Source organism: Microbacterium sp. M, from assembly GCF_045181065.1.
Lineage (GTDB): Bacteria > Actinomycetota > Actinomycetes > Actinomycetales > Microbacteriaceae > Microbacterium.
Map to the genome: position 1 here is coordinate 2,520,956 of NZ_CP173721.1, position 15,368 is coordinate 2,536,323.

At 66.4% G+C, this 15,368-nt stretch carries 41 protein-coding genes; all 41 read right to left on the minus strand.

Annotated elements, in window-relative coordinates; all coding sequences use genetic code 11:
• Positions 1-5: 5 nt before the first annotated feature.
• The 41 genes from ACI7YT_RS12345 to ACI7YT_RS12545 all read right to left on the minus strand — a co-directional run bounded on the left by ACI7YT_RS12345 (position 6) and on the right by ACI7YT_RS12545 (position 15,367).
• Positions 6-392 (minus strand): hypothetical protein, encoded by a 387-nt coding sequence (locus ACI7YT_RS12345; RefSeq protein WP_406245823.1) that lies wholly within the window; start codon positions 390-392, stop codon positions 6-8.
• Complete coding sequence (locus ACI7YT_RS12350; RefSeq protein WP_406245824.1) at positions 373-582, minus strand: hypothetical protein; 210 nt, start codon at positions 580-582, stop codon at positions 373-375. Before ACI7YT_RS12350 ends, ACI7YT_RS12345 begins: the two co-directional genes overlap by 20 nt.
• On the minus strand, positions 579-935 hold the full coding sequence (locus ACI7YT_RS12355) for a hypothetical protein (RefSeq protein WP_406245825.1): 357 nt from the start codon (positions 933-935) through the stop codon (positions 579-581). Before ACI7YT_RS12355 ends, ACI7YT_RS12350 begins: the two co-directional genes overlap by 4 nt.
• A complete protein-coding gene (locus ACI7YT_RS12360) occupies positions 932-1,294 on the minus strand; it encodes a hypothetical protein (protein ID WP_406245826.1) in 363 nt (120 codons plus the stop codon). The genes ACI7YT_RS12355 and ACI7YT_RS12360 overlap by 4 nt, the downstream gene beginning before the upstream one ends.
• Positions 1,291-1,548 carry a hypothetical protein gene (locus tag ACI7YT_RS12365; protein WP_406245827.1) on the minus strand — a complete coding sequence of 86 codons (258 nt, stop codon included), beginning with the start codon at positions 1,546-1,548 and terminating at the stop codon, positions 1,291-1,293. Before ACI7YT_RS12365 ends, ACI7YT_RS12360 begins: the two co-directional genes overlap by 4 nt.
• Positions 1,548-1,811, minus strand: coding sequence for a hypothetical protein (locus ACI7YT_RS12370; protein WP_406245828.1), 264 nt, complete (start codon positions 1,809-1,811; stop codon positions 1,548-1,550). The genes ACI7YT_RS12365 and ACI7YT_RS12370 overlap by 1 nt, the downstream gene beginning before the upstream one ends.
• Complete coding sequence (locus tag ACI7YT_RS12375; protein WP_406245829.1) at positions 1,808-2,110, minus strand: hypothetical protein; 303 nt, start codon at positions 2,108-2,110, stop codon at positions 1,808-1,810. The genes ACI7YT_RS12370 and ACI7YT_RS12375 overlap by 4 nt, the downstream gene beginning before the upstream one ends.
• Positions 2,107-2,310, minus strand: coding sequence for a hypothetical protein (locus ACI7YT_RS12380; protein ID WP_406245830.1), 204 nt, complete (start codon positions 2,308-2,310; stop codon positions 2,107-2,109). The genes ACI7YT_RS12375 and ACI7YT_RS12380 overlap by 4 nt, the downstream gene beginning before the upstream one ends.
• Positions 2,307-2,957 carry a hypothetical protein gene (locus ACI7YT_RS12385; protein WP_406245831.1) on the minus strand — a complete coding sequence of 217 codons (651 nt, stop codon included), beginning with the start codon at positions 2,955-2,957 and terminating at the stop codon, positions 2,307-2,309. Before ACI7YT_RS12385 ends, ACI7YT_RS12380 begins: the two co-directional genes overlap by 4 nt.
• Positions 2,954-4,450 (minus strand): nicotinate phosphoribosyltransferase, encoded by a 1,497-nt coding sequence (locus tag ACI7YT_RS12390; RefSeq protein ID WP_406245832.1) that lies wholly within the window; start codon positions 4,448-4,450, stop codon positions 2,954-2,956. Before ACI7YT_RS12390 ends, ACI7YT_RS12385 begins: the two co-directional genes overlap by 4 nt.
• Complete coding sequence (locus tag ACI7YT_RS12395) at positions 4,447-5,310, minus strand: phosphoribosyltransferase family protein (protein WP_406245833.1); 864 nt, start codon at positions 5,308-5,310, stop codon at positions 4,447-4,449. Before ACI7YT_RS12395 ends, ACI7YT_RS12390 begins: the two co-directional genes overlap by 4 nt.
• Positions 5,307-5,540: a hypothetical protein gene (locus ACI7YT_RS12400; protein WP_406245834.1), complete on the minus strand. Its 234-nt coding sequence runs from the start codon at positions 5,538-5,540 to the stop codon at positions 5,307-5,309. The genes ACI7YT_RS12395 and ACI7YT_RS12400 overlap by 4 nt, the downstream gene beginning before the upstream one ends.
• Positions 5,541-5,592: 52 nt before the next feature.
• Positions 5,593-7,152: a helicase-related protein gene (locus ACI7YT_RS12405; protein ID WP_406245835.1), complete on the minus strand. Its 1,560-nt coding sequence runs from the start codon at positions 7,150-7,152 to the stop codon at positions 5,593-5,595.
• Positions 7,153-7,177: 25 nt separating this feature from the next.
• Complete coding sequence (locus ACI7YT_RS12410) at positions 7,178-7,756, minus strand: hypothetical protein (RefSeq protein ID WP_406245836.1); 579 nt, start codon at positions 7,754-7,756, stop codon at positions 7,178-7,180.
• Positions 7,753-7,956: a hypothetical protein gene (locus ACI7YT_RS12415; protein WP_406245837.1), complete on the minus strand. Its 204-nt coding sequence runs from the start codon at positions 7,954-7,956 to the stop codon at positions 7,753-7,755. The genes ACI7YT_RS12410 and ACI7YT_RS12415 overlap by 4 nt, the downstream gene beginning before the upstream one ends.
• On the minus strand, positions 7,953-8,141 hold the full coding sequence (locus ACI7YT_RS12420; RefSeq protein ID WP_406245838.1) for a hypothetical protein: 189 nt from the start codon (positions 8,139-8,141) through the stop codon (positions 7,953-7,955). Before ACI7YT_RS12420 ends, ACI7YT_RS12415 begins: the two co-directional genes overlap by 4 nt.
• Positions 8,138-8,308 carry a hypothetical protein gene (locus ACI7YT_RS12425; RefSeq protein WP_406245839.1) on the minus strand — a complete coding sequence of 57 codons (171 nt, stop codon included), beginning with the start codon at positions 8,306-8,308 and terminating at the stop codon, positions 8,138-8,140. The genes ACI7YT_RS12420 and ACI7YT_RS12425 overlap by 4 nt, the downstream gene beginning before the upstream one ends.
• Entirely contained in the window at positions 8,305-8,508 is a 204-nt protein-coding gene (locus ACI7YT_RS12430) for a hypothetical protein (protein ID WP_406245840.1), read from the minus strand. The genes ACI7YT_RS12425 and ACI7YT_RS12430 overlap by 4 nt, the downstream gene beginning before the upstream one ends.
• A complete protein-coding gene (locus ACI7YT_RS12435; RefSeq protein ID WP_406245841.1) occupies positions 8,505-8,810 on the minus strand; it encodes a hypothetical protein in 306 nt (101 codons plus the stop codon). The genes ACI7YT_RS12430 and ACI7YT_RS12435 overlap by 4 nt, the downstream gene beginning before the upstream one ends.
• Entirely contained in the window at positions 8,807-8,947 is a 141-nt protein-coding gene (locus tag ACI7YT_RS12440; protein WP_406245842.1) for a hypothetical protein, read from the minus strand. The genes ACI7YT_RS12435 and ACI7YT_RS12440 overlap by 4 nt, the downstream gene beginning before the upstream one ends.
• Positions 8,944-9,321: a hypothetical protein gene (locus tag ACI7YT_RS12445; RefSeq protein WP_406245843.1), complete on the minus strand. Its 378-nt coding sequence runs from the start codon at positions 9,319-9,321 to the stop codon at positions 8,944-8,946. The genes ACI7YT_RS12440 and ACI7YT_RS12445 overlap by 4 nt, the downstream gene beginning before the upstream one ends.
• 102 nt (positions 9,322-9,423) lie before the next feature.
• Positions 9,424-9,774 carry a hypothetical protein gene (locus tag ACI7YT_RS12450; protein ID WP_406245844.1) on the minus strand — a complete coding sequence of 117 codons (351 nt, stop codon included), beginning with the start codon at positions 9,772-9,774 and terminating at the stop codon, positions 9,424-9,426.
• A complete protein-coding gene (locus ACI7YT_RS12455; RefSeq protein WP_406245845.1) occupies positions 9,771-9,959 on the minus strand; it encodes a hypothetical protein in 189 nt (62 codons plus the stop codon). The genes ACI7YT_RS12450 and ACI7YT_RS12455 overlap by 4 nt, the downstream gene beginning before the upstream one ends.
• Positions 9,956-10,189: a hypothetical protein gene (locus tag ACI7YT_RS12460; RefSeq protein ID WP_406245846.1), complete on the minus strand. Its 234-nt coding sequence runs from the start codon at positions 10,187-10,189 to the stop codon at positions 9,956-9,958. The genes ACI7YT_RS12455 and ACI7YT_RS12460 overlap by 4 nt, the downstream gene beginning before the upstream one ends.
• Entirely contained in the window at positions 10,186-10,365 is a 180-nt protein-coding gene (locus ACI7YT_RS12465) for a hypothetical protein (protein WP_406245847.1), read from the minus strand. The genes ACI7YT_RS12460 and ACI7YT_RS12465 overlap by 4 nt, the downstream gene beginning before the upstream one ends.
• On the minus strand, positions 10,362-10,688 hold the full coding sequence (locus tag ACI7YT_RS12470) for a hypothetical protein (protein ID WP_406245848.1): 327 nt from the start codon (positions 10,686-10,688) through the stop codon (positions 10,362-10,364). Before ACI7YT_RS12470 ends, ACI7YT_RS12465 begins: the two co-directional genes overlap by 4 nt.
• A gap of 40 nt (positions 10,689-10,728) precedes the next feature.
• Positions 10,729-11,067 carry a hypothetical protein gene (locus ACI7YT_RS12475; RefSeq protein WP_406245849.1) on the minus strand — a complete coding sequence of 113 codons (339 nt, stop codon included), beginning with the start codon at positions 11,065-11,067 and terminating at the stop codon, positions 10,729-10,731.
• The gene (locus tag ACI7YT_RS12480; protein ID WP_406245850.1) at positions 11,067-11,594 is read right to left on the minus strand and encodes a hypothetical protein; all 528 of its coding nucleotides are present in this window, start codon (positions 11,592-11,594) and stop codon (positions 11,067-11,069) included. Before ACI7YT_RS12480 ends, ACI7YT_RS12475 begins: the two co-directional genes overlap by 1 nt.
• Positions 11,591-11,806: a hypothetical protein gene (locus tag ACI7YT_RS12485; RefSeq protein ID WP_406245851.1), complete on the minus strand. Its 216-nt coding sequence runs from the start codon at positions 11,804-11,806 to the stop codon at positions 11,591-11,593. Before ACI7YT_RS12485 ends, ACI7YT_RS12480 begins: the two co-directional genes overlap by 4 nt.
• Positions 11,803-12,006: a hypothetical protein gene (locus ACI7YT_RS12490; protein WP_406245852.1), complete on the minus strand. Its 204-nt coding sequence runs from the start codon at positions 12,004-12,006 to the stop codon at positions 11,803-11,805. The genes ACI7YT_RS12485 and ACI7YT_RS12490 overlap by 4 nt, the downstream gene beginning before the upstream one ends.
• The gene (locus tag ACI7YT_RS12495) at positions 12,003-12,221 is read right to left on the minus strand and encodes a hypothetical protein (RefSeq protein ID WP_406245853.1); all 219 of its coding nucleotides are present in this window, start codon (positions 12,219-12,221) and stop codon (positions 12,003-12,005) included. The genes ACI7YT_RS12490 and ACI7YT_RS12495 overlap by 4 nt, the downstream gene beginning before the upstream one ends.
• A complete protein-coding gene (locus ACI7YT_RS12500) occupies positions 12,218-12,424 on the minus strand; it encodes a hypothetical protein (RefSeq protein WP_406245854.1) in 207 nt (68 codons plus the stop codon). Before ACI7YT_RS12500 ends, ACI7YT_RS12495 begins: the two co-directional genes overlap by 4 nt.
• Positions 12,421-12,825 (minus strand): hypothetical protein, encoded by a 405-nt coding sequence (locus tag ACI7YT_RS12505; RefSeq protein ID WP_406245855.1) that lies wholly within the window; start codon positions 12,823-12,825, stop codon positions 12,421-12,423. Before ACI7YT_RS12505 ends, ACI7YT_RS12500 begins: the two co-directional genes overlap by 4 nt.
• A gap of 2 nt (positions 12,826-12,827) precedes the next feature.
• Positions 12,828-13,160: a hypothetical protein gene (locus ACI7YT_RS12510; protein ID WP_406245856.1), complete on the minus strand. Its 333-nt coding sequence runs from the start codon at positions 13,158-13,160 to the stop codon at positions 12,828-12,830.
• A complete protein-coding gene (locus ACI7YT_RS12515; protein ID WP_406245857.1) occupies positions 13,157-13,447 on the minus strand; it encodes a hypothetical protein in 291 nt (96 codons plus the stop codon). The genes ACI7YT_RS12510 and ACI7YT_RS12515 overlap by 4 nt, the downstream gene beginning before the upstream one ends.
• On the minus strand, positions 13,444-13,704 hold the full coding sequence (locus ACI7YT_RS12520; protein ID WP_406245858.1) for a hypothetical protein: 261 nt from the start codon (positions 13,702-13,704) through the stop codon (positions 13,444-13,446). Before ACI7YT_RS12520 ends, ACI7YT_RS12515 begins: the two co-directional genes overlap by 4 nt.
• Positions 13,701-14,054 carry a hypothetical protein gene (locus ACI7YT_RS12525; RefSeq protein WP_406245859.1) on the minus strand — a complete coding sequence of 118 codons (354 nt, stop codon included), beginning with the start codon at positions 14,052-14,054 and terminating at the stop codon, positions 13,701-13,703. The genes ACI7YT_RS12520 and ACI7YT_RS12525 overlap by 4 nt, the downstream gene beginning before the upstream one ends.
• Complete coding sequence (locus ACI7YT_RS12530) at positions 14,051-14,398, minus strand: hypothetical protein (protein WP_406245860.1); 348 nt, start codon at positions 14,396-14,398, stop codon at positions 14,051-14,053. Before ACI7YT_RS12530 ends, ACI7YT_RS12525 begins: the two co-directional genes overlap by 4 nt.
• Positions 14,395-14,706, minus strand: coding sequence for a hypothetical protein (locus tag ACI7YT_RS12535; protein WP_406245861.1), 312 nt, complete (start codon positions 14,704-14,706; stop codon positions 14,395-14,397). The genes ACI7YT_RS12530 and ACI7YT_RS12535 overlap by 4 nt, the downstream gene beginning before the upstream one ends.
• Positions 14,703-14,990, minus strand: a complete 288-nt coding sequence (locus ACI7YT_RS12540; protein WP_406245862.1) for a hypothetical protein — start codon at positions 14,988-14,990, stop codon at positions 14,703-14,705. Before ACI7YT_RS12540 ends, ACI7YT_RS12535 begins: the two co-directional genes overlap by 4 nt.
• 2 nt (positions 14,991-14,992) lie before the next feature.
• A complete protein-coding gene (locus ACI7YT_RS12545) occupies positions 14,993-15,367 on the minus strand; it encodes a hypothetical protein (protein ID WP_406245863.1) in 375 nt (124 codons plus the stop codon).
• Position 15,368 lies beyond the last annotated feature (1 nt).

The window sequence follows — 15,368 nt, forward strand, 5'->3', positions numbered from 1 at the left end:
TTCTCCTATCCCTTGCGGTTCTTCGGTCGGAACTCTTCGTGCAACGGCGCGAGCCGCGCGGTCTTGCGGATCGACAGCTGGATCTTCACCCACTCGTCGTCGGGCAGATTGAGGTCCGCCAGGCGCTTGCGCACAGTGCCCACGTAGTAGCCGATGTCCTCGGCGATCCAGGATGCGGGCACCCCCTCGGCGGCGAGGGTGCGTAGCCGCTCGTCGGCCTCCGCGGTGAACACCTTTCGGTCCTCCGAGACGCCGGAGCGCTGACGCCACGAATGCACAAGGCTGGCGCTCACCCCGTACTCCGACGCGAGGTCCGCCGGCGGCACGGTCTTCAGCTTCTCGATGAACTCCGGCGACCTTCTGATCTCCGGGTCAAGCAGTGGTGCGGACATCGGACCCTCCTCTCTTCGTGTTGGTGAATGCGGCGATCTCGAGCCAGCGATCCAGCCGCCGGCGCGCGCGCAGTGCCGCCCGGTCGGCGTGACTGCTGAGCGCGGTCCCGCCGAGCAGCCACGAGGCGCGCTGGGCGTGCCGGTGGTCCGCCTCGGCGCGCTGCAGGCGCAGTGCGATCCAGCGCCTCATGCGGTGGCGCCAATCTCGTCTTCTGCCGCGCACTTCCCGCGGCAGAAGAGGCCATGCTCACAGCCCCACAGCCGAGCGTTCTGCTCGGCCTGCAGTTCTGCGCGCTTAGCCTTGAGCTGCGGGTCATCGAAATAGTCAGCGTCGGGCGGGGCGGGGTCTCCATCCAGCACCTCGCCTGACCATTTCTCGTAGAGTGTCCCGCCCTCGTCGTAGTCGTTGTACCCCCAGGAGGTGCCGCAGGAGGGGCACAGCCAGCCGTCACCATCCGACTCGCATTCCTGGTAGCAGGTGCCACATTCCGGCGCGCGGAACACCAGAGTCGGCGCTTCGGTCAGCTTCACGTAATCGCTCATGGCTGCCCCTCGATCTCGACATCTGCCGTAGTGATGCGGGTCAGGCAGCAGAGCGCACAGCGGTCGAGCGGGTGCTTGGACATGGGCTGCCACTCGTGCTCGTGCTCGACCGCCACGACTTCGCGACCCTGCAGGAAGTTGACCAGAAGGCCCCAGCACGGATCACAGAGCGGGTCTTCCTCGTCGCAGCGCATCGCACTCCGGTCGTCGTGCCGGATGGTCATGCTCGCGACACGAACCGACCTCCGCGTCGTGGTCTCGACCTTCTGCTGAACGATGCCCCAGAACGAGTAGCCGAGGATGTTGTCGATCGTCTCAGCAGTCTCCCCGCACCGGCGACACTTCGCCTTCACGCTCACGATTGCCCCTCAATCTCGACATCTGCCGCCGGGCGGTCGTGCTCACGCATGTACGCGACCACGGCGGACGCGGTGCGCAACGCGTCGAGACGGTCGTCGTCCGATGCTTGCTCGGACCACACGTCCCAGTCGAGCCAAGGCGTGCCGGTCAAGTCCCGCGTGAGCAGGATGATCGCGACCTCCTTCACCGTCGAGTCGGCTTCGAGGGTTTCCTGCTCCTCGATGAGTTCCTGTTCCCAGTCGCGCGTGTCCATCAGTTCTGTCTCCGAATCTCGTGGTTTGTGGTCTGGTCCCGACCCTCGGCCAGGATGATGTACGCCTCGTAGCGGCGCAGGTCGGACAGCGTGGGGTCGGAGTCGTACGCCTCGAGGCGCTTCGTCCAGCCGGCCAGGAATCCGAACGCCCGGTCGATTTCCGACTGCTTGAGGCCCGCTCTCCGGCGCCGCTGGACGAGGGCCGTCTTGCCCTCGCGGTCTCGCCGAGCCAGGAGCTTCGCTATCTCACGCATCTCGTTCATCGGTCTACCTGTCCTTCCTGCTCTCCTTCGGCCATCAACAGACCCTTCGGCGGCGCCCACCCCTGAGCAATGAGCCAGTCCATGACGCCCTCCGGATGCCACGGCGCGGCACTCCCGAACTTCATGCGGGTGGCAAACGCATCCAGCTGATTCCGGTGGTCTCGCAGAACATCGCGCTCCGCCTTCAGGATTCGTGCGAGAGCAGGGTCCCGTGTCTGGATCACCGTGATCGCCGTATCGAGCCGCGTTACGTCATAGCTCGACAGGCGACGCACAACCTCGGGTTCCCGATCGCTCATCGCTTCTCCCCTTCCTGTCCGACGATGCCAGCACGCGGCGCGTGGCATCGGTTGGCGCCCGTGAAGTCCGTGCGCAAGCGATCGCCGCCGCACTTCTCGCACGGCTCGTTGTCACGGTCCCGCTGCTCGGCGCGGTAGTACGCCGCGGCGATCAGGTCTCCGAGGAGCGAGCCGCCCGACCCCTCGGCCCAGCCGGTCATCGCACACCCCCAGCAGCACGCAGAGCGGCTCGCAGGGGCGCGAGCACGCCATCCTCGTCGTTCGAGAACGGTGCTAGAGAGAACGCCTCCGCTGCTGCTTGCAGTTGTGCGTCGGACGGTTCGCCCTGCGTCTCCGACACTCGCTCTCGGAACAGGATGCCTGCGTTCTGCATCCCGTGGATGCAGTCATCGGCGGTGACCTCGGAGCCTGTGACCTCGACCAGCGCGTCGAACACCATTCGCAGAGTGTCTTCGTCGTAGCACTCCTGAACCGCCCGCTCGTCGTCGGACGGTTCGTCCTGCGGCTCCGTTGCTTCGGAGCGACGGTGGCTCGCCAGGATCGGATCGACGACATCGGCATTCACCCTCCGGGCATCCCCCGGACGCCACCCGTAGTTCCATCCGCGAAACTCACAGCCGCCCTCGGTTACCCGGGGGTCATGCAGTTCGTCGAGGAGGCTCGCCAGCGCTTCCCGCTCGTCGTCGGTCGGGGCGTGCGCCTTCTCGAACACGGCGAGAGCGGCGCGGGCCTGCTTGCGTCGTCGTTCACGCGCCGCCTCGCTCAACGCGCCCCACCCGATGCCCGGATACTTGGCGTCGATGATCGCCATCGCGGCTTCCTCGATCAGTTCTTCTCGGGTGGTCATGAGATCGCCTCCCGCTCGGCCGCGAGGGTCGCGCGCACGTCGGCGAAGGACTGCTTGCGGAGGAACTGCCCGTTCACCCACACGGGCTGCAGGAGCGAGTTGGCCTCCTCGTCGACGGTGGCGCGCTGGGTCAGAGTGAGTTCGCCGTCGGCTTCACGGAGGACCGCCAGTCGGCCGGTCGCCGAGCGCTTGAGCCCGGAGTCTGTGACCGGGTTCTTCTGGATGTCGTGACCCTGGCCGGAGATCTCCACCCACGTCGCCTTCATGGCGCTGCCGAACGTGTCGCGGGTGACGTACTGGTAGCTGTAGCTGCCGACGCCGAAGACGACGTTGCTCGAGGCGAAGCCCTTCGCGGCCAGACGGCGGGCGATGTCCGTCGCGCGCTCCACGGTGATGCTGTCGCCGTAGATTGCGCCGATGTGCGGGTCCAGCTCCTTGTAGCCCATCGTGTTGACGGTGCCGCCGAACTCGTCCCACAGCAGCTCGATGAGGCCCTTCTCCTCCGGCGTGCGATCCTCGGGGTTGAGGTAGAAGCCGGAAGGGCTGCCACAGAGGATGTCCGCCGGGTCCCCGGAATCCGGTCGAATGACGACCTTGCCATCGCGGGCCATGATGCGCTCCTTGAGCTCCGGCAGGATTTCGGTGACGACGTGCCACAGGTCCCAGGTGTCGGAGACGATCGAGACGATGCCGCTCGGGTAGACGTCGAGCAGGTGCGAGTAGGTGCCGAACTCGTCGTCCTGGCCTCCGGCGCACATGACGGAGTGCTCCGTGGCGGGGACCGAGCCGAGGACCATGCCGTTGTCGCCGGGGTAGTAGCGACGCACCCAGTCGAGGGTGGCGAGCGTATCGCTGCCCAGGAAGCTGAGCAGGTGCCCGGCGCCGGACGCTGCAGCCGCCTCGGTGCCGACCTGGCCGCGGTAGCTGAAGTCGTGGAGCTGGAAGTCCACGGACGCGGGGGCCGCGCCGGTGTTGCTCGCTGCACGATCCAGCAGGATCCGGTACTGGTGCGCGATTGTGGCGACGGTCGACGGGTGCCAGACAGACGCGCTGACGACCGTCTCGATGAAGTTGGTGAGCCAGAAGAACTCGGGCAGCGTGTTCTCGACCGTGAACGACGGCACCTTGAGCGGCACGATCGTGCCCTCCGGGACAGCGGCGAAGCGCAGCGGCAGGTAGCCGAGGCGGTGGAGCGCGCGGATGTGGTCACTGCCCACGGCATTTGGCCCGAGGATCGAGTTGATGGCCTCCTCGTACTCGGCTGCCACCTGGTCCTCGTCGGCGGCGAAGAACGGCTCGAACGCCTCGATGCAGTAGCGCTGCAGGAACGCCTGCAGGCCGAAGTGGACGACGCCTTCAATGCCGGGGATGCGGCTGCCGCGGTTGGTGAAGTTGCTGTAGACGCGGGTCGTGCCGGCGGGGTACTGGCGGCGGTGGTCGACCTTGTAGGCGTCGGACTCGAGGAGGGGGGCGATGGGGCTTGCAGTGGTCATGCGATTGCTCCGTTCAGGGTGCGAGAGAGTGGGATGAGATTGGTGCGTGTGCCAAGCGTAGATTCGGCGGTGAATGAGTCGGTGGTCCAGATCTCGCTGAACCACGTCGGGAGGATGTCTGCAGCCGCTCCAGAGAAGACGCCGTGACTGACATAGAGGCCGAGGCGACGCCCGGGCTTGTCGATGACCTTGGCGAGTCCGGCGAAGGTGCCGCCGCCGTCGCAGATGTCGTCGACCACCAGGAAGCGACCTTCGTCGGGCAACGGATCGCAGGTGAAGCCGGAGAGCTTTCCCGTGTCCTGGTCGCGCACCTTCTCGGCGCGGTACAGCGGCAGGTGCGTTGCGATCGCGACGTTCTGCGCTCGCTCCACGGCGCCCTTGTCGGGGGCGATGATTCCGTCGTAGTGCTGGGGCCGGTCATCGCGCCGCTTGCCCACGACGTGCTCGCGCACGAGTCGCGTCGAATCGATCACGGTGACGCCCTCGATCATCGCGGGCATGGCCGGGCTGTGCGGGTCGAAGCAGATCACCTGGTCGACGTGGAGCGCGTTGATGAACTGCGCGTACACCTCGGCGCCGAGCGGGATGAAGTCCGCGTGATCTGCGCGCGCGCCGGGAAGGTACGGCATCTGCAGGATGGCACGGGCGCCGCGCCGCTCGGCCGCGTCCGCCCACATGGCGAGCAGCATGAGGTCGTTGCCGTCGGCGCCGTAGACGCGAGCGATTTCGGTGAGCGGTCCCTTGCGGTCGTTCTCGTTGATGACCTTGATGTGGGCCTCGCCTGCGGGGAACTGCATCGCCTCGAACGTCGGGGTCGTGAAGTAGCCGGGGCCGATGCGCGTGCTGAGTGTGACGGTCATGGCTTGCGCACCTCCGCGAGCAGTCGGGTGAGGTCGAGCGTGCGCCGGCGGAAAGCGCCGGACAGCTTCGTGCCACCGTGGTACGGCCACTGCGGGCCCACGCGGTACGCGCGCTTGTCGCCGTCCCAGACCTGCTGCCCGTTTCCCTCGTCGATGAGTTCGGACGCCATGTCGCGCACCTCGTTGCAGTGTGCGATGAGCTGCTCGAGTTCATGCCTATTCCATGCCATGCTTACCCCTTTCGGTTGGAGTCTATGTGTTGCGCGCTTAAATTGGAAGAGATTAAGCGGCTTGATTCAGATTGTGGGCGCCGACTGATGCCTGGATCTCGCGGCCTTTGGCGAGCAGCGACTCGAGCACGTCGACGTCGAGCGAGTCACTCATCAGGATGTGCGCATGCACGAACTCGCCGTACACGAGGGTGCGGCCGGGCCGGAAGACGCGGCCGAGCGCCTGGGTCTTCCGGCCCGGGTCACCGTCCGGCACGCTCAGCCAGACGACCTTCGAGCAGACGCGCTGGAACCCGTCCAGCCCGGTGCCCATCGACTGCACGGTTCCGACGACGTACTGGACGCGGCCCTCGATGAAGTCGGCCTTGATCTGTTGACGATCGGCGCGCTTCGTGTCGCCCGTGTAGGCGACGGCCGTATAGCCGGCGTCGCGCATGCGCTGGGCGGCGAGCTTCGCGAAGAGCTTCGAGTCCGTGAAGATCACGACCGGCTGAGCGCCCCACTGATCCAGGATGCCGCGCAGTGCGCGCAGCTTCGCGGAGGCAGCATTTCGGGCGAACGTCACGCCACCCTCTTCGTCGAGCGAAAGCTCGGCCAGGGCGACCTGCTTGAGGCGCGAGTGGAGCACCGCGGGGATGTCGACGACGAGCGGCTCCCGCTCACCTTCCCAGTTGCTCGCCCATGTCATCAGCTCCTCTTTCAGCTCCTCGTACTGAGCGCGCTGCTCAGGCGTGGAGTCGACAAGGATGCGGACAGGCTCAGGCGCCTGCTCCTCAGCCTCGTTGCGGATGTAGCACGGCAGCGTCTTGACGAACTCGCCGGGCTCGCGCTCCCCCGCGACCTCCATGATCTGACGCCCGCCGACGTAGATGTCGGATCCATCAGCCTTTTTGGACGGGCGCATCTGCACCCACTGCTCGTGCCAGTTCCAGTACGCCGGGATCAGCTCCGGCCAGAGCCAATTCGTGAGCGACCAGGCGTTGTCGAACGAGTTGCCCGACCACGTGGCCGACAGCGCGATCTTGAACGCCTGCTGCCTGTCCCGGCCGCGCAGCGTGAGGAGCGTGCGCCGCTGCACCGACTTGTAGTTGCAGACCTGGTGAGCCTCGTCGAAGATGACGGCATCCAGCCCGCCGAGCTTGCGCTTGCTCATCTTCGCGAACGTCTGCAGGTGCACACGCTCACGCTCGAACTTCCCGGTCGGCAGCCCGGTGGCCTTGTCGATCTTCTCGATCGGCTGGCCGTCCTCGCCCAGCTTGTCCTGGTGCTTGAAGTCCTGCGCGTTGAGCCACTGCATGCCGGCGAAGTAGAGCCCGTCGGCGCCGTCGAGGAAGTCGGCGTAGTGCGCGCGGCCCACCTTGGTGGAGTCGAGGCGGCGCAGCCGCGGGGCGGTGCCGTTGGACTGGCGCTGGATTGTCTCGTCCCACTGCTCGAAGGTGTCGGGAATGCCGATGAGGAGAACCCGCTTCCACCCGGCGCGCAGGATGATCTCGGCCGAGACGAGGGTCTTGCCTCGTCCGACCTCATCACCGATCAGCGCGGCGCGCGTGGGCTCCGCCAGGACGCGCTGGATGGCGGCTTCCTGGTAGTCGTGCGGGGTGTATGCAGTCATGCGTGCGGGCTCTCCTTTTCGGGTCTCAGGCGGCGTTCTGCTCGAGGAAGGCGATCGCCTCTGCCTTGAGCGGGGTGTTCATGACGACCTGCACGACGGGCTTCTGCCAGGTGTCATCCTCGTTCGCGTCGACGGGGCTGAGCGCGCCGCCTGCGTGGTCGAACCAGTGCGACTCGGCGATGTCCGGCACGCCGGCGACGAGCATGGTCGCATACGGCTCGAAGTCCTCGGGCTCAAGGGAAACGCGCAGGCGGCCACCCGTGACCTCGAATCGGCTCCGCTCGGACGGAATGACGGGCTCCGCCTCAACGGCGGGTGCGGCCACCACGAACCGCTTGCCGCGCTCGATCGCCTCGTCGACGGTGGCGGGGTTGCGTGTCGTGGCCAGGCGCAGCTGGCGCTTCGATGCGGGGCGTCCGGCGTCGTCCGTGGACACGGCGTAGTGCGCTGCGGCGCGCTCCCATGCGGCCTGGTAGTCCGCGAGGTAGTCCTGCTCCGCCTTGCGGGCGACAGCCTTGGCCTGGACGCGCGCGCCCAGCAGGTTCGCGTAGGCGGTGGCGGCCTCATCGAGCAGGGCTTCCTGCTCATCGGTCAGCTTGGTCATGCGGCGTTCTCCTTGGTGTTGTGCGACCGCCACTGCAGGCGGTCACGGTGTCGAATAAGCGGGCTATTTGAGTAGTGGTCGTCGTACTCGATCGGGATGAGGCGCATCATCGCGGAGCCGGGTTTCAGCTGCTCGACGTTGCACATTCCGATGCCGGGTTCCCAGACGGTGCCGAGGGTGCGGGAGGTGTGGGTGGTCAACAGCCGCACGCTCCGTTCGCCGCCTTCTCCATGAAGCACTCCAGGCATACCTCGCGCGGCTTGTCCTCGGGACAGGTGGCGTGCATCCACTTCTCGGTGAACGGATCCTTGTCGATCAGGTCGCCGTAGCGGATCGCTCCGTCGCATGCCACGCAGACGTTCTGATATTGGGCGTGGATACTCACGTTCGCTTCCCGATCCCCTCGCCTGCGAGCCACGAGGCCAGCCAGTCGATCTGCGCATCGGTCAGGTCTCCGGGCTTGATGCTCGGCCCCTCCCAGTCCTCCTCGGCGGAGATGCCCAGGTGGATCGAGTTGTAGATCGCCTCGTAGCTGTCGTTGTACTCGCTCACGGCTTATCCATCTCGACGAGGTGGAAGAAGTGCCTCTCGGCCAGCGCCTTGAGAAGCACCAGTTCCTCCTCCGGCGAGAAGCGATCGGCGCAGCACTCCGACTCGATCCACAGACTGGCGCTGAGACCGTCACTGCCGTCTGAGATCCCCCATTTGTAGTACGGCACCTCGGGGTCCAGGGGGCGGCGGGAATCGCTCATGCGGCGATCCGATCGGGACCGTTGGCCAGCGCGCCGCAGACCATGCAGGAGCCCTCCGGGTCCTCGCTGTAGTCGAGCAGTACTTCGCTCACGCACGCGCCGCACCAGCTGAGCCCGAAGCCGGGAACCTCGGAGAATCGGGATCGCCCGCCAGCCTCGAACCTGTCGATCTCGGCCAGTTTCTCCGAGTAGCGCAGGCTGTCCCACTGAGCGATGAGGCTCATCATGTTCTCGGCGTCGCGCAGCGAGGCGGCGGCGTACTGGCCGCTGACGACCTGATCGGAAAGGGATGGGATTCTCATGCGGACTCCTTCATTCGGTAGAACTCGCGGCCGATGATCTTGTTGAGGTGGTCGGCCTCGGCCTTCGTAGTGACTGACCTGCTCGTGATCCACGCTTCCTTGTGCGGGGCGTAGAACTCGTACTCGATGGTGCTCATGAGTAGTCCTCTCGGTTCTGGTTGTAGCCGGGGCGAGGCTCGAAGTTGGCACGGTAGCCGCCCCAACAGTCGGCCTCGGTGGCGAAGCGGAAGTCGCCCTCATCGATCGAGTGGACAACCCACGCCTCCGGGTCGTTGCCCCGCAGCCAGTCGTTCACTGGCGCGAGGAACGCGGCGCCGTCCGGCACGCTCACGCACATCTGGTCGTACATCTGATCGCCCTCGTAGCGCGTGATGATGAAGATCAGACCCGGCGCTCCGGCGGAGCTGCGCTCGATCACGACCTCCTCCCACATGCCGACCTTGTGCAGCTCCCCGTCCTCGAGGATCTCGCCGGGGTTGTCGTCCGCGCGGGTGAGTGTGCGATTTGCCATCAGGGTTCTCCTACCTGTAGTTCTCGGGGAAGCGAAGGATGTCATCGAGTTCGTTCCACATCATGCGGAGGCTGGACTCCCACTCGGTCTGGTCGACGGCGTTCACGACAACTCCTCCGCCCACTCTTCGGCGGCGGCTTCGAGTGCCTGGGCGACGTGCTCGCGGCCGGGGATCGGATCGAACCAGCCGAAGTCGTAGAGCTTCTTGGCGGCCCTGTCGTCCGCGTAGCGGATCAGCGGGACGCCGGAGGCGTCATTCCACTGGCTGGCCAGCTTGCGGCCGTACGGCGTGCTGTACAGCTCGTCCAGCCCGTCCTCCGTGACCGACTCGTCGTCCAGCTGTGCGAACGTGGCGAGCAGGTACTTCCGGTCCCTCTCGCCCAGCGGCAGTTTGTCCAGGGCGAGCAGGACGCGCGCCTCCTGGCTGAGCGTGTCGATTGTGGTGGTGGTCATGCTGTCCTCCTCGGGATCAGGTTGAAGAATCGGTCGAAGGCTTCCTCGTGGTCGGCCTTCTCGCTCGGCCCGGCGTAGACCTTGGGAGCCTCCATCCAGAGGCGGCGCAGCTCGTGGAAGATCGCCTCCCCGCCCGCCCTGCCGGCGTCCAGCGTGGGGTGCCTCTCGACGGTTGCGGCGCTCATGTGGCCACCCTCTCGATCTCGCGACGCTTCGCCGTCATGGCGTTCTCGAGCAGCGCCTCGGCGAACGTGATCCACTGATCCGGCGTGCCGTCGATCACGCATCCTCCGATGCAGAGCGCGTGCTTGTCGTTCGTGCTGCCGTAGGCGTCCTCGATCTTGCCCGGCTTGACCAGTTCAGCCTGTTCCGTGCCGTCGTCGTACAGCGCGGCCCATTCGATCTTCATGCTCATGCTCGTGCAGCCTCCTCCGGTGTGATGAATGCGTGTTCCAGCCCGTATGCGATCAGGCTGTCGATGCGGCGCAGCGCGCCACGGAATGCGGGGTGATGCTCGGCGCGGATCGGGTCGATCCTCGCGGTCTGAGCGATCAGCGGGTAGAGCTTGTCGGCCCATTCCTGGCGGCTCATCGAATCTCTCCCGCCTTGGCGGTGCCGATAATCTTGCGGGCGGTGAGGCCGACCACCGCACCGTCGTGGAGGACGGCATTCACGACGGTCGGCGTCTCGTGGCCTTCGCTCAGCAGTTCTTCGATGCGGCGCGTGGCCTCGCTCATCGTGTACGCCTCCTCGAACGGGCCGGTGAAGATGATGTGGCGCACCGTCGGCTCGCGGTCAGCGCGGTCGACCTCGATTGCGTCGTGGACGATCTGCCACGCGTCCTCGCGGGTCAGATCATGCCCGAGCGGATAGCCGGTGAGCGCGTCGGTCGCGATTGCTCCGGGAGTCTTCATTTCAACCTCTTTCGCGGTGGATTGTGGTGGGATTAGTGGGCTATTCGGCGGTGTTCAGGCGGGTGAGGCGGGTGAGGACGCGCTGCGCGTGGTCGACCTCGGGGTGCTCAGTGTTGCGCTGTTCGAGGAATCCCTCGCAGAACGCATCCAGATATCCGTCCTCGTGCGCTCTGCGGGCGCACGCGAGCAGCCGGTTCGTCGGGTTGCTCTGCGGGCGGTCGAACTCGGGGCGGGGACGGTGGCGATACGTCTCGCGGTTGTGCGGCGCGCCACGGCGGAACATGTCGGTGTCGGCGCGCATCTGGTTGCGCTCTGAGTGGCCTTCCCACACGTTCGGGTACGGGTCGTCATTGAACGGCAGGCGGCTGCTGAACTGCATCAGATTTCCTCTCGCTCAATGTGCTGGCCGTGGACGTAGACGCTCGGCTCACCCTCGTCGTCGGTGGACTCTTCGTAGTCCAGCTCCAGCCAGCGGAGCATCATCTCCTGGCTCGGCCGGTCGGCGGGCTCCCAGGACTCGTGCGCGGACTGGATGCCGGCGCGGAGCATGGCGATGCCGAATTCCACCAGCTCGCCGTGGCCGTACCCTGTGCCGCTGTACGGCGGCGGGAAGGCGGCGATCACGCGCTCTGCGATCGCTTCCTCGCTCTCCCCCACGCTCGGCGGGGTGATGAGGGCGCGGAGGGCGTCCAGCTGGGCCTGACCGTGCCTCAGAAGGTGCTGCAACAGGTTGTCTGCCGAGTCGCGTGCATCGATCTTGTCCTGCACGTTGTCGGCCTCGCGGCTCTCCTCGATTTCCTCGACTGTCGCGCGCGCCTCATCGAGCTGCACGGACAGCCACATGATCGCCCTCTGTGCCGCCTCCACGCGCTCGCTGGCGCTTGTCTGAGGGATGTTCTCGCTCATCGGATCTCCACCACCTTCCCGTGCTCGTATGCCGTCACCGTGTCGCTGCTGTCCTCGTGGGTGTAGCGGACGATTCGCCCACTGTCCTCGTGGTGGATCACAACGTCGAACCAGCCCGGCACCTGCTCGGCAGGGAAGTACCAGAGCGCTTCGCCGTCCTGGAAGTCTGCGCCGACTGTTTCGAGCAGTGCCGTGGGGATGTTCTCGGTCATGATTCCTCCGTGTCGATGCGCCACTCTCCGACCTTGCGGCCGTGGCTGTCGTGGATCTTGCCGTCGATGTACAGCGGCAACGTGAGGCCGTCGTACTTGTTCGCGATCTCCGCGCCGGTCAGGGCCAGCGCCCGCTGCACGTCGTCGCCGCTCCGCATGTTCTCGGAGCCGAGTTCGATGGAGAGTTTGAAGGTGCTCACGCCTCGCTCCAATCGGTCAGTTCCTCGGCGAATGCCACGTCGTCGCGCCCGTCGGGGAACTCGATTTCGTACATCGCGCCGACTTCTTCGGCGTCGTACTCTTCGGGATTGAGCGGGCGGGCGATCACCCGCTGGCCTGAGCGCCGGTGAAGCTCCCGCTCCGTGGTGCTCGGGTCGTTGACATAGCGGCGGAAGGTTGCAGTCTTGGTGCTCATGCGTGGATCTCCTTCACGTTGAATTCGGCGAACAGTTTCGCCCTCTGCTTCTCAGTCAGACGGCGCAGTGTGAGCGTCAGTCGCGGCAGCGGGTCCGGCTTGAACCGCGGATTGTGACGGGCGGCGAGCCACGCCTCCGCCTCGGGCGTCAGGTGCTTTGCGTAGCCGGTCGTCATGGTCGGATCCTTGCGGGCGTAGCTCATGCGAACACGTCACCCTCTCCGCCGTGGTAGCTGTCGATCAGCGCGCGCCACGCGGCGAATGCCACGGCATCCCGCTTGGTCTTGAACCAGCGCGGCATGCGCTCACCCACGGTCGCGCGCCACGAGCCGGACCACGAGTTCGGGCGTCCCGCCTTGTCGTTGGTCACGTCGGCGTCGACGGCAGCGGCTTTCAGGTCCGCAGCGGTCGGGAAACCTTCGGGCACGGCGTCCGCGGGGATCACGGCATCCATGCCGCACCGGATGCCTGCGAGCCCGCCCGATCCGATGCGGAAGGTGATCGTGAATCGGCCAGGAGACTCCTCCTCGAAGATGTACGAGTCGCCCCGGTCATCCCGAACCGTCGTGCCGATCTTGATTTCAATGCTCGTGGTGGTGGTCATGGTCAGACCGTCCTTTCGTAGTTCGTGATGAAGGGGTTGCCGTAGGGCGTCAGCTCCAGCGGCTCGATCCAGTCGCGCCAGTCGGTGCTGTTCGTGGCAGCGATCGCCTCGCGCCAGTCGGGCTCGGTGAGCGCGTCGGCTGTCTCGAGGATTTCGAGGTAGATCGCCGCGTCGCGCTCACTCTCGGAGCGAGCCAGGATCAGACCCGGCGAGGCGTCCGACAAGGGCTCGGGCCACTCGATCACGGCGGCGTAGATCTTGGCCGGGAGCGCGTGCTCGGGGACTCGGGGCAGGCCGGCGGTCTGGTGCGTGCTCGGGGTGCTTGTGGTACTCATGCTTCGTTCTCCCATCGTTCGGAGCGGTACAGGATTTCGCCGACGCGGCCCGACTCGAACACGAGTTCCGAATCGAGAACGTCTGTCACGTCCTGCGGGGCCATGCCGTCGAGGTTGAGTCGTGCGGCGATCAGGATCACGTCGCGGTAGTCGTCGGCGTCCCGCTTCGCGGTCTCGATCCACTCGGCGCGGCGCTCGGGCGTATCGAGCGCCCAATTGAAACCGCCGTTCGAATCTGGCTCATGGAAGGACAGGATGAGCACCGGTGTTGTTTTGGGGAGCCTCATCGTGCGTTCCCTCTCTCGATTTCGAACGGGTACAGGGCGGGCAGCTTCACGTTGTGCTGATCGGTGTAGACGATCACCGCGCCCTCTCCGCTGACCGGCTCGGCGTGGTCCACGCCTTCCACGACGGCGAACTCGAATGCTGCGGCGTCGTGCTCGTAACTCATCGCCTCTTCCAGCTTGGCTGTATAGGTTTTGAGCGCGGGCAGCAGGTCGATCACGTCGCCGGGGCGCAGGTCGCGGGCATAGGTGGTCATCATGCACTCTCCCTCTCGGCTAGGGCCGCGATCGCGGCGGCGGTCAACAGGCGGTGCAGCTCGTTTCCGTCCATCCGAATCTGCCGATCGTTCAGGCCGTGGCCGTTGTTGGTGCGGACGGTCTGCGCGATCTTCTCGGCCTGCTCCTGGCGTTCGCTCGCCGCCTCGGCCTCCAGTCGCTCCTGGAATCGCGCGCCGCGCTCTTGTTCGTAGTCGTAAGGGCAGACGTACAAACCGGATTCGGCCGACGCTTCGGGGTCTCGGATGAGGTTGTGCCGGTTGTAGCCGCCAGACTCGGGGCACTCGTGCACCCGGCCCGGCGTGCGGGCGTAGCGCGTCGCCATGTACGTCATGCGCGGGCCTCCATCCCGGCGAGGAATGCCGCGTGGACAGCACTCAGCACGTCGGGGAAGTCCAGCCCGTCATGCGCGTCGCCCACGGCTTTCTGCGCGTAGTCGGCGGCGCGTCGGTTCAGCCTCTCAGCCTCGAACATGATCCGCATTTCCTCCCAGACCTCGCTGCGCGCGTTCTCCGCGTCGTCGGTGCCGAACGTATCCGCGATCACGGCGCACATGCCGTGCATGTAGTCGGACTCTGCGCCGCCCCCAGCCCAATCGGGCAGGAACTCCGCGCCGCTGAACTTGTCGATAGCGGCGGCGATTGCCTCGGCGCGCGTCGCGGTGGTCTTGGCGGTCATGCGTTCTCTCCAATCGCGGTGAGCAGTGCGCGGGCGGCATCCGCGAGAGGGCGCGCCGGGTCGTCGAGTTCCGATCCGTCCGCGTTCTCCCACTTGCCCAGCGCCTCGCGCAGCTCGTGTGCGGTGTCGCTGACGTGCCGCACGTGGTTCTTGGCGATCGTCTGCGGAGTCATGTCGGCGCGGCGAGGCTCGGCCCACTCGGACAGCGGGAGCCGGTCAGCGGCGAGGGCTTCGGGCGTCGGGGTGAATCCGGCGCGGGTGCTCTGCTCGGCCCGGACGAATGCGCGGGCGGTGTCCTGGTACGTCATGCGTTCTCTCCGTTCAGCAGAGCCCAGCGGCGAAGCGCGGCGCGGGCGGCGGGTGCGGTGTTCTGGTAGGCGTCGGAGCCGGTACCGTTGGCGATGACTCGCCCTGTGATGTTGCGGACGATCGCGAGGGCTTCGGCGGTCGCTTGCCCATCGCCGGGGATGACGTGGCGGAGCGGATCACGCGGGCGCGTGCCGTCGCTGTTCGGCGTGATCTTGACGGATGCACGCGCGGCGCGACGGAAGCTGTCAGCGGTCGGGATGAGGGCGTGTGATGCGGTGTTCACGGTCACTCCCCCTCTCGCATCGGGCCGTAGTGGCTCGTCTGCTCTTCGGCGTAGCGCCAGAGCGCGGAGCCCTCGCGGATCTCGGTTGCCTTGTGAGTGAATCCCCACGAGGCGATGCTCTCGACCTCGATCACGTCGCCGTCACTGTCGAGCGTGACGTTCAGGCGGTGGCTCGGGCCTCCCCCGGCCAGAACGATCGACACGACACGGTGCACGCTGTGCCCGTAGCTGTCCATTTCCTCGCGCAAGCGGTCGGCCTTGTCGTCGTTGCCCTTGCGCTCAGCCTTGTCGATCTTGCGGAACAGTCCGCTCATCCAGGCTTCGGCGTCGGCGGTCATCTCGCGCACGCGCTCGGCGGTGCCGTCATCGGTGGCCATG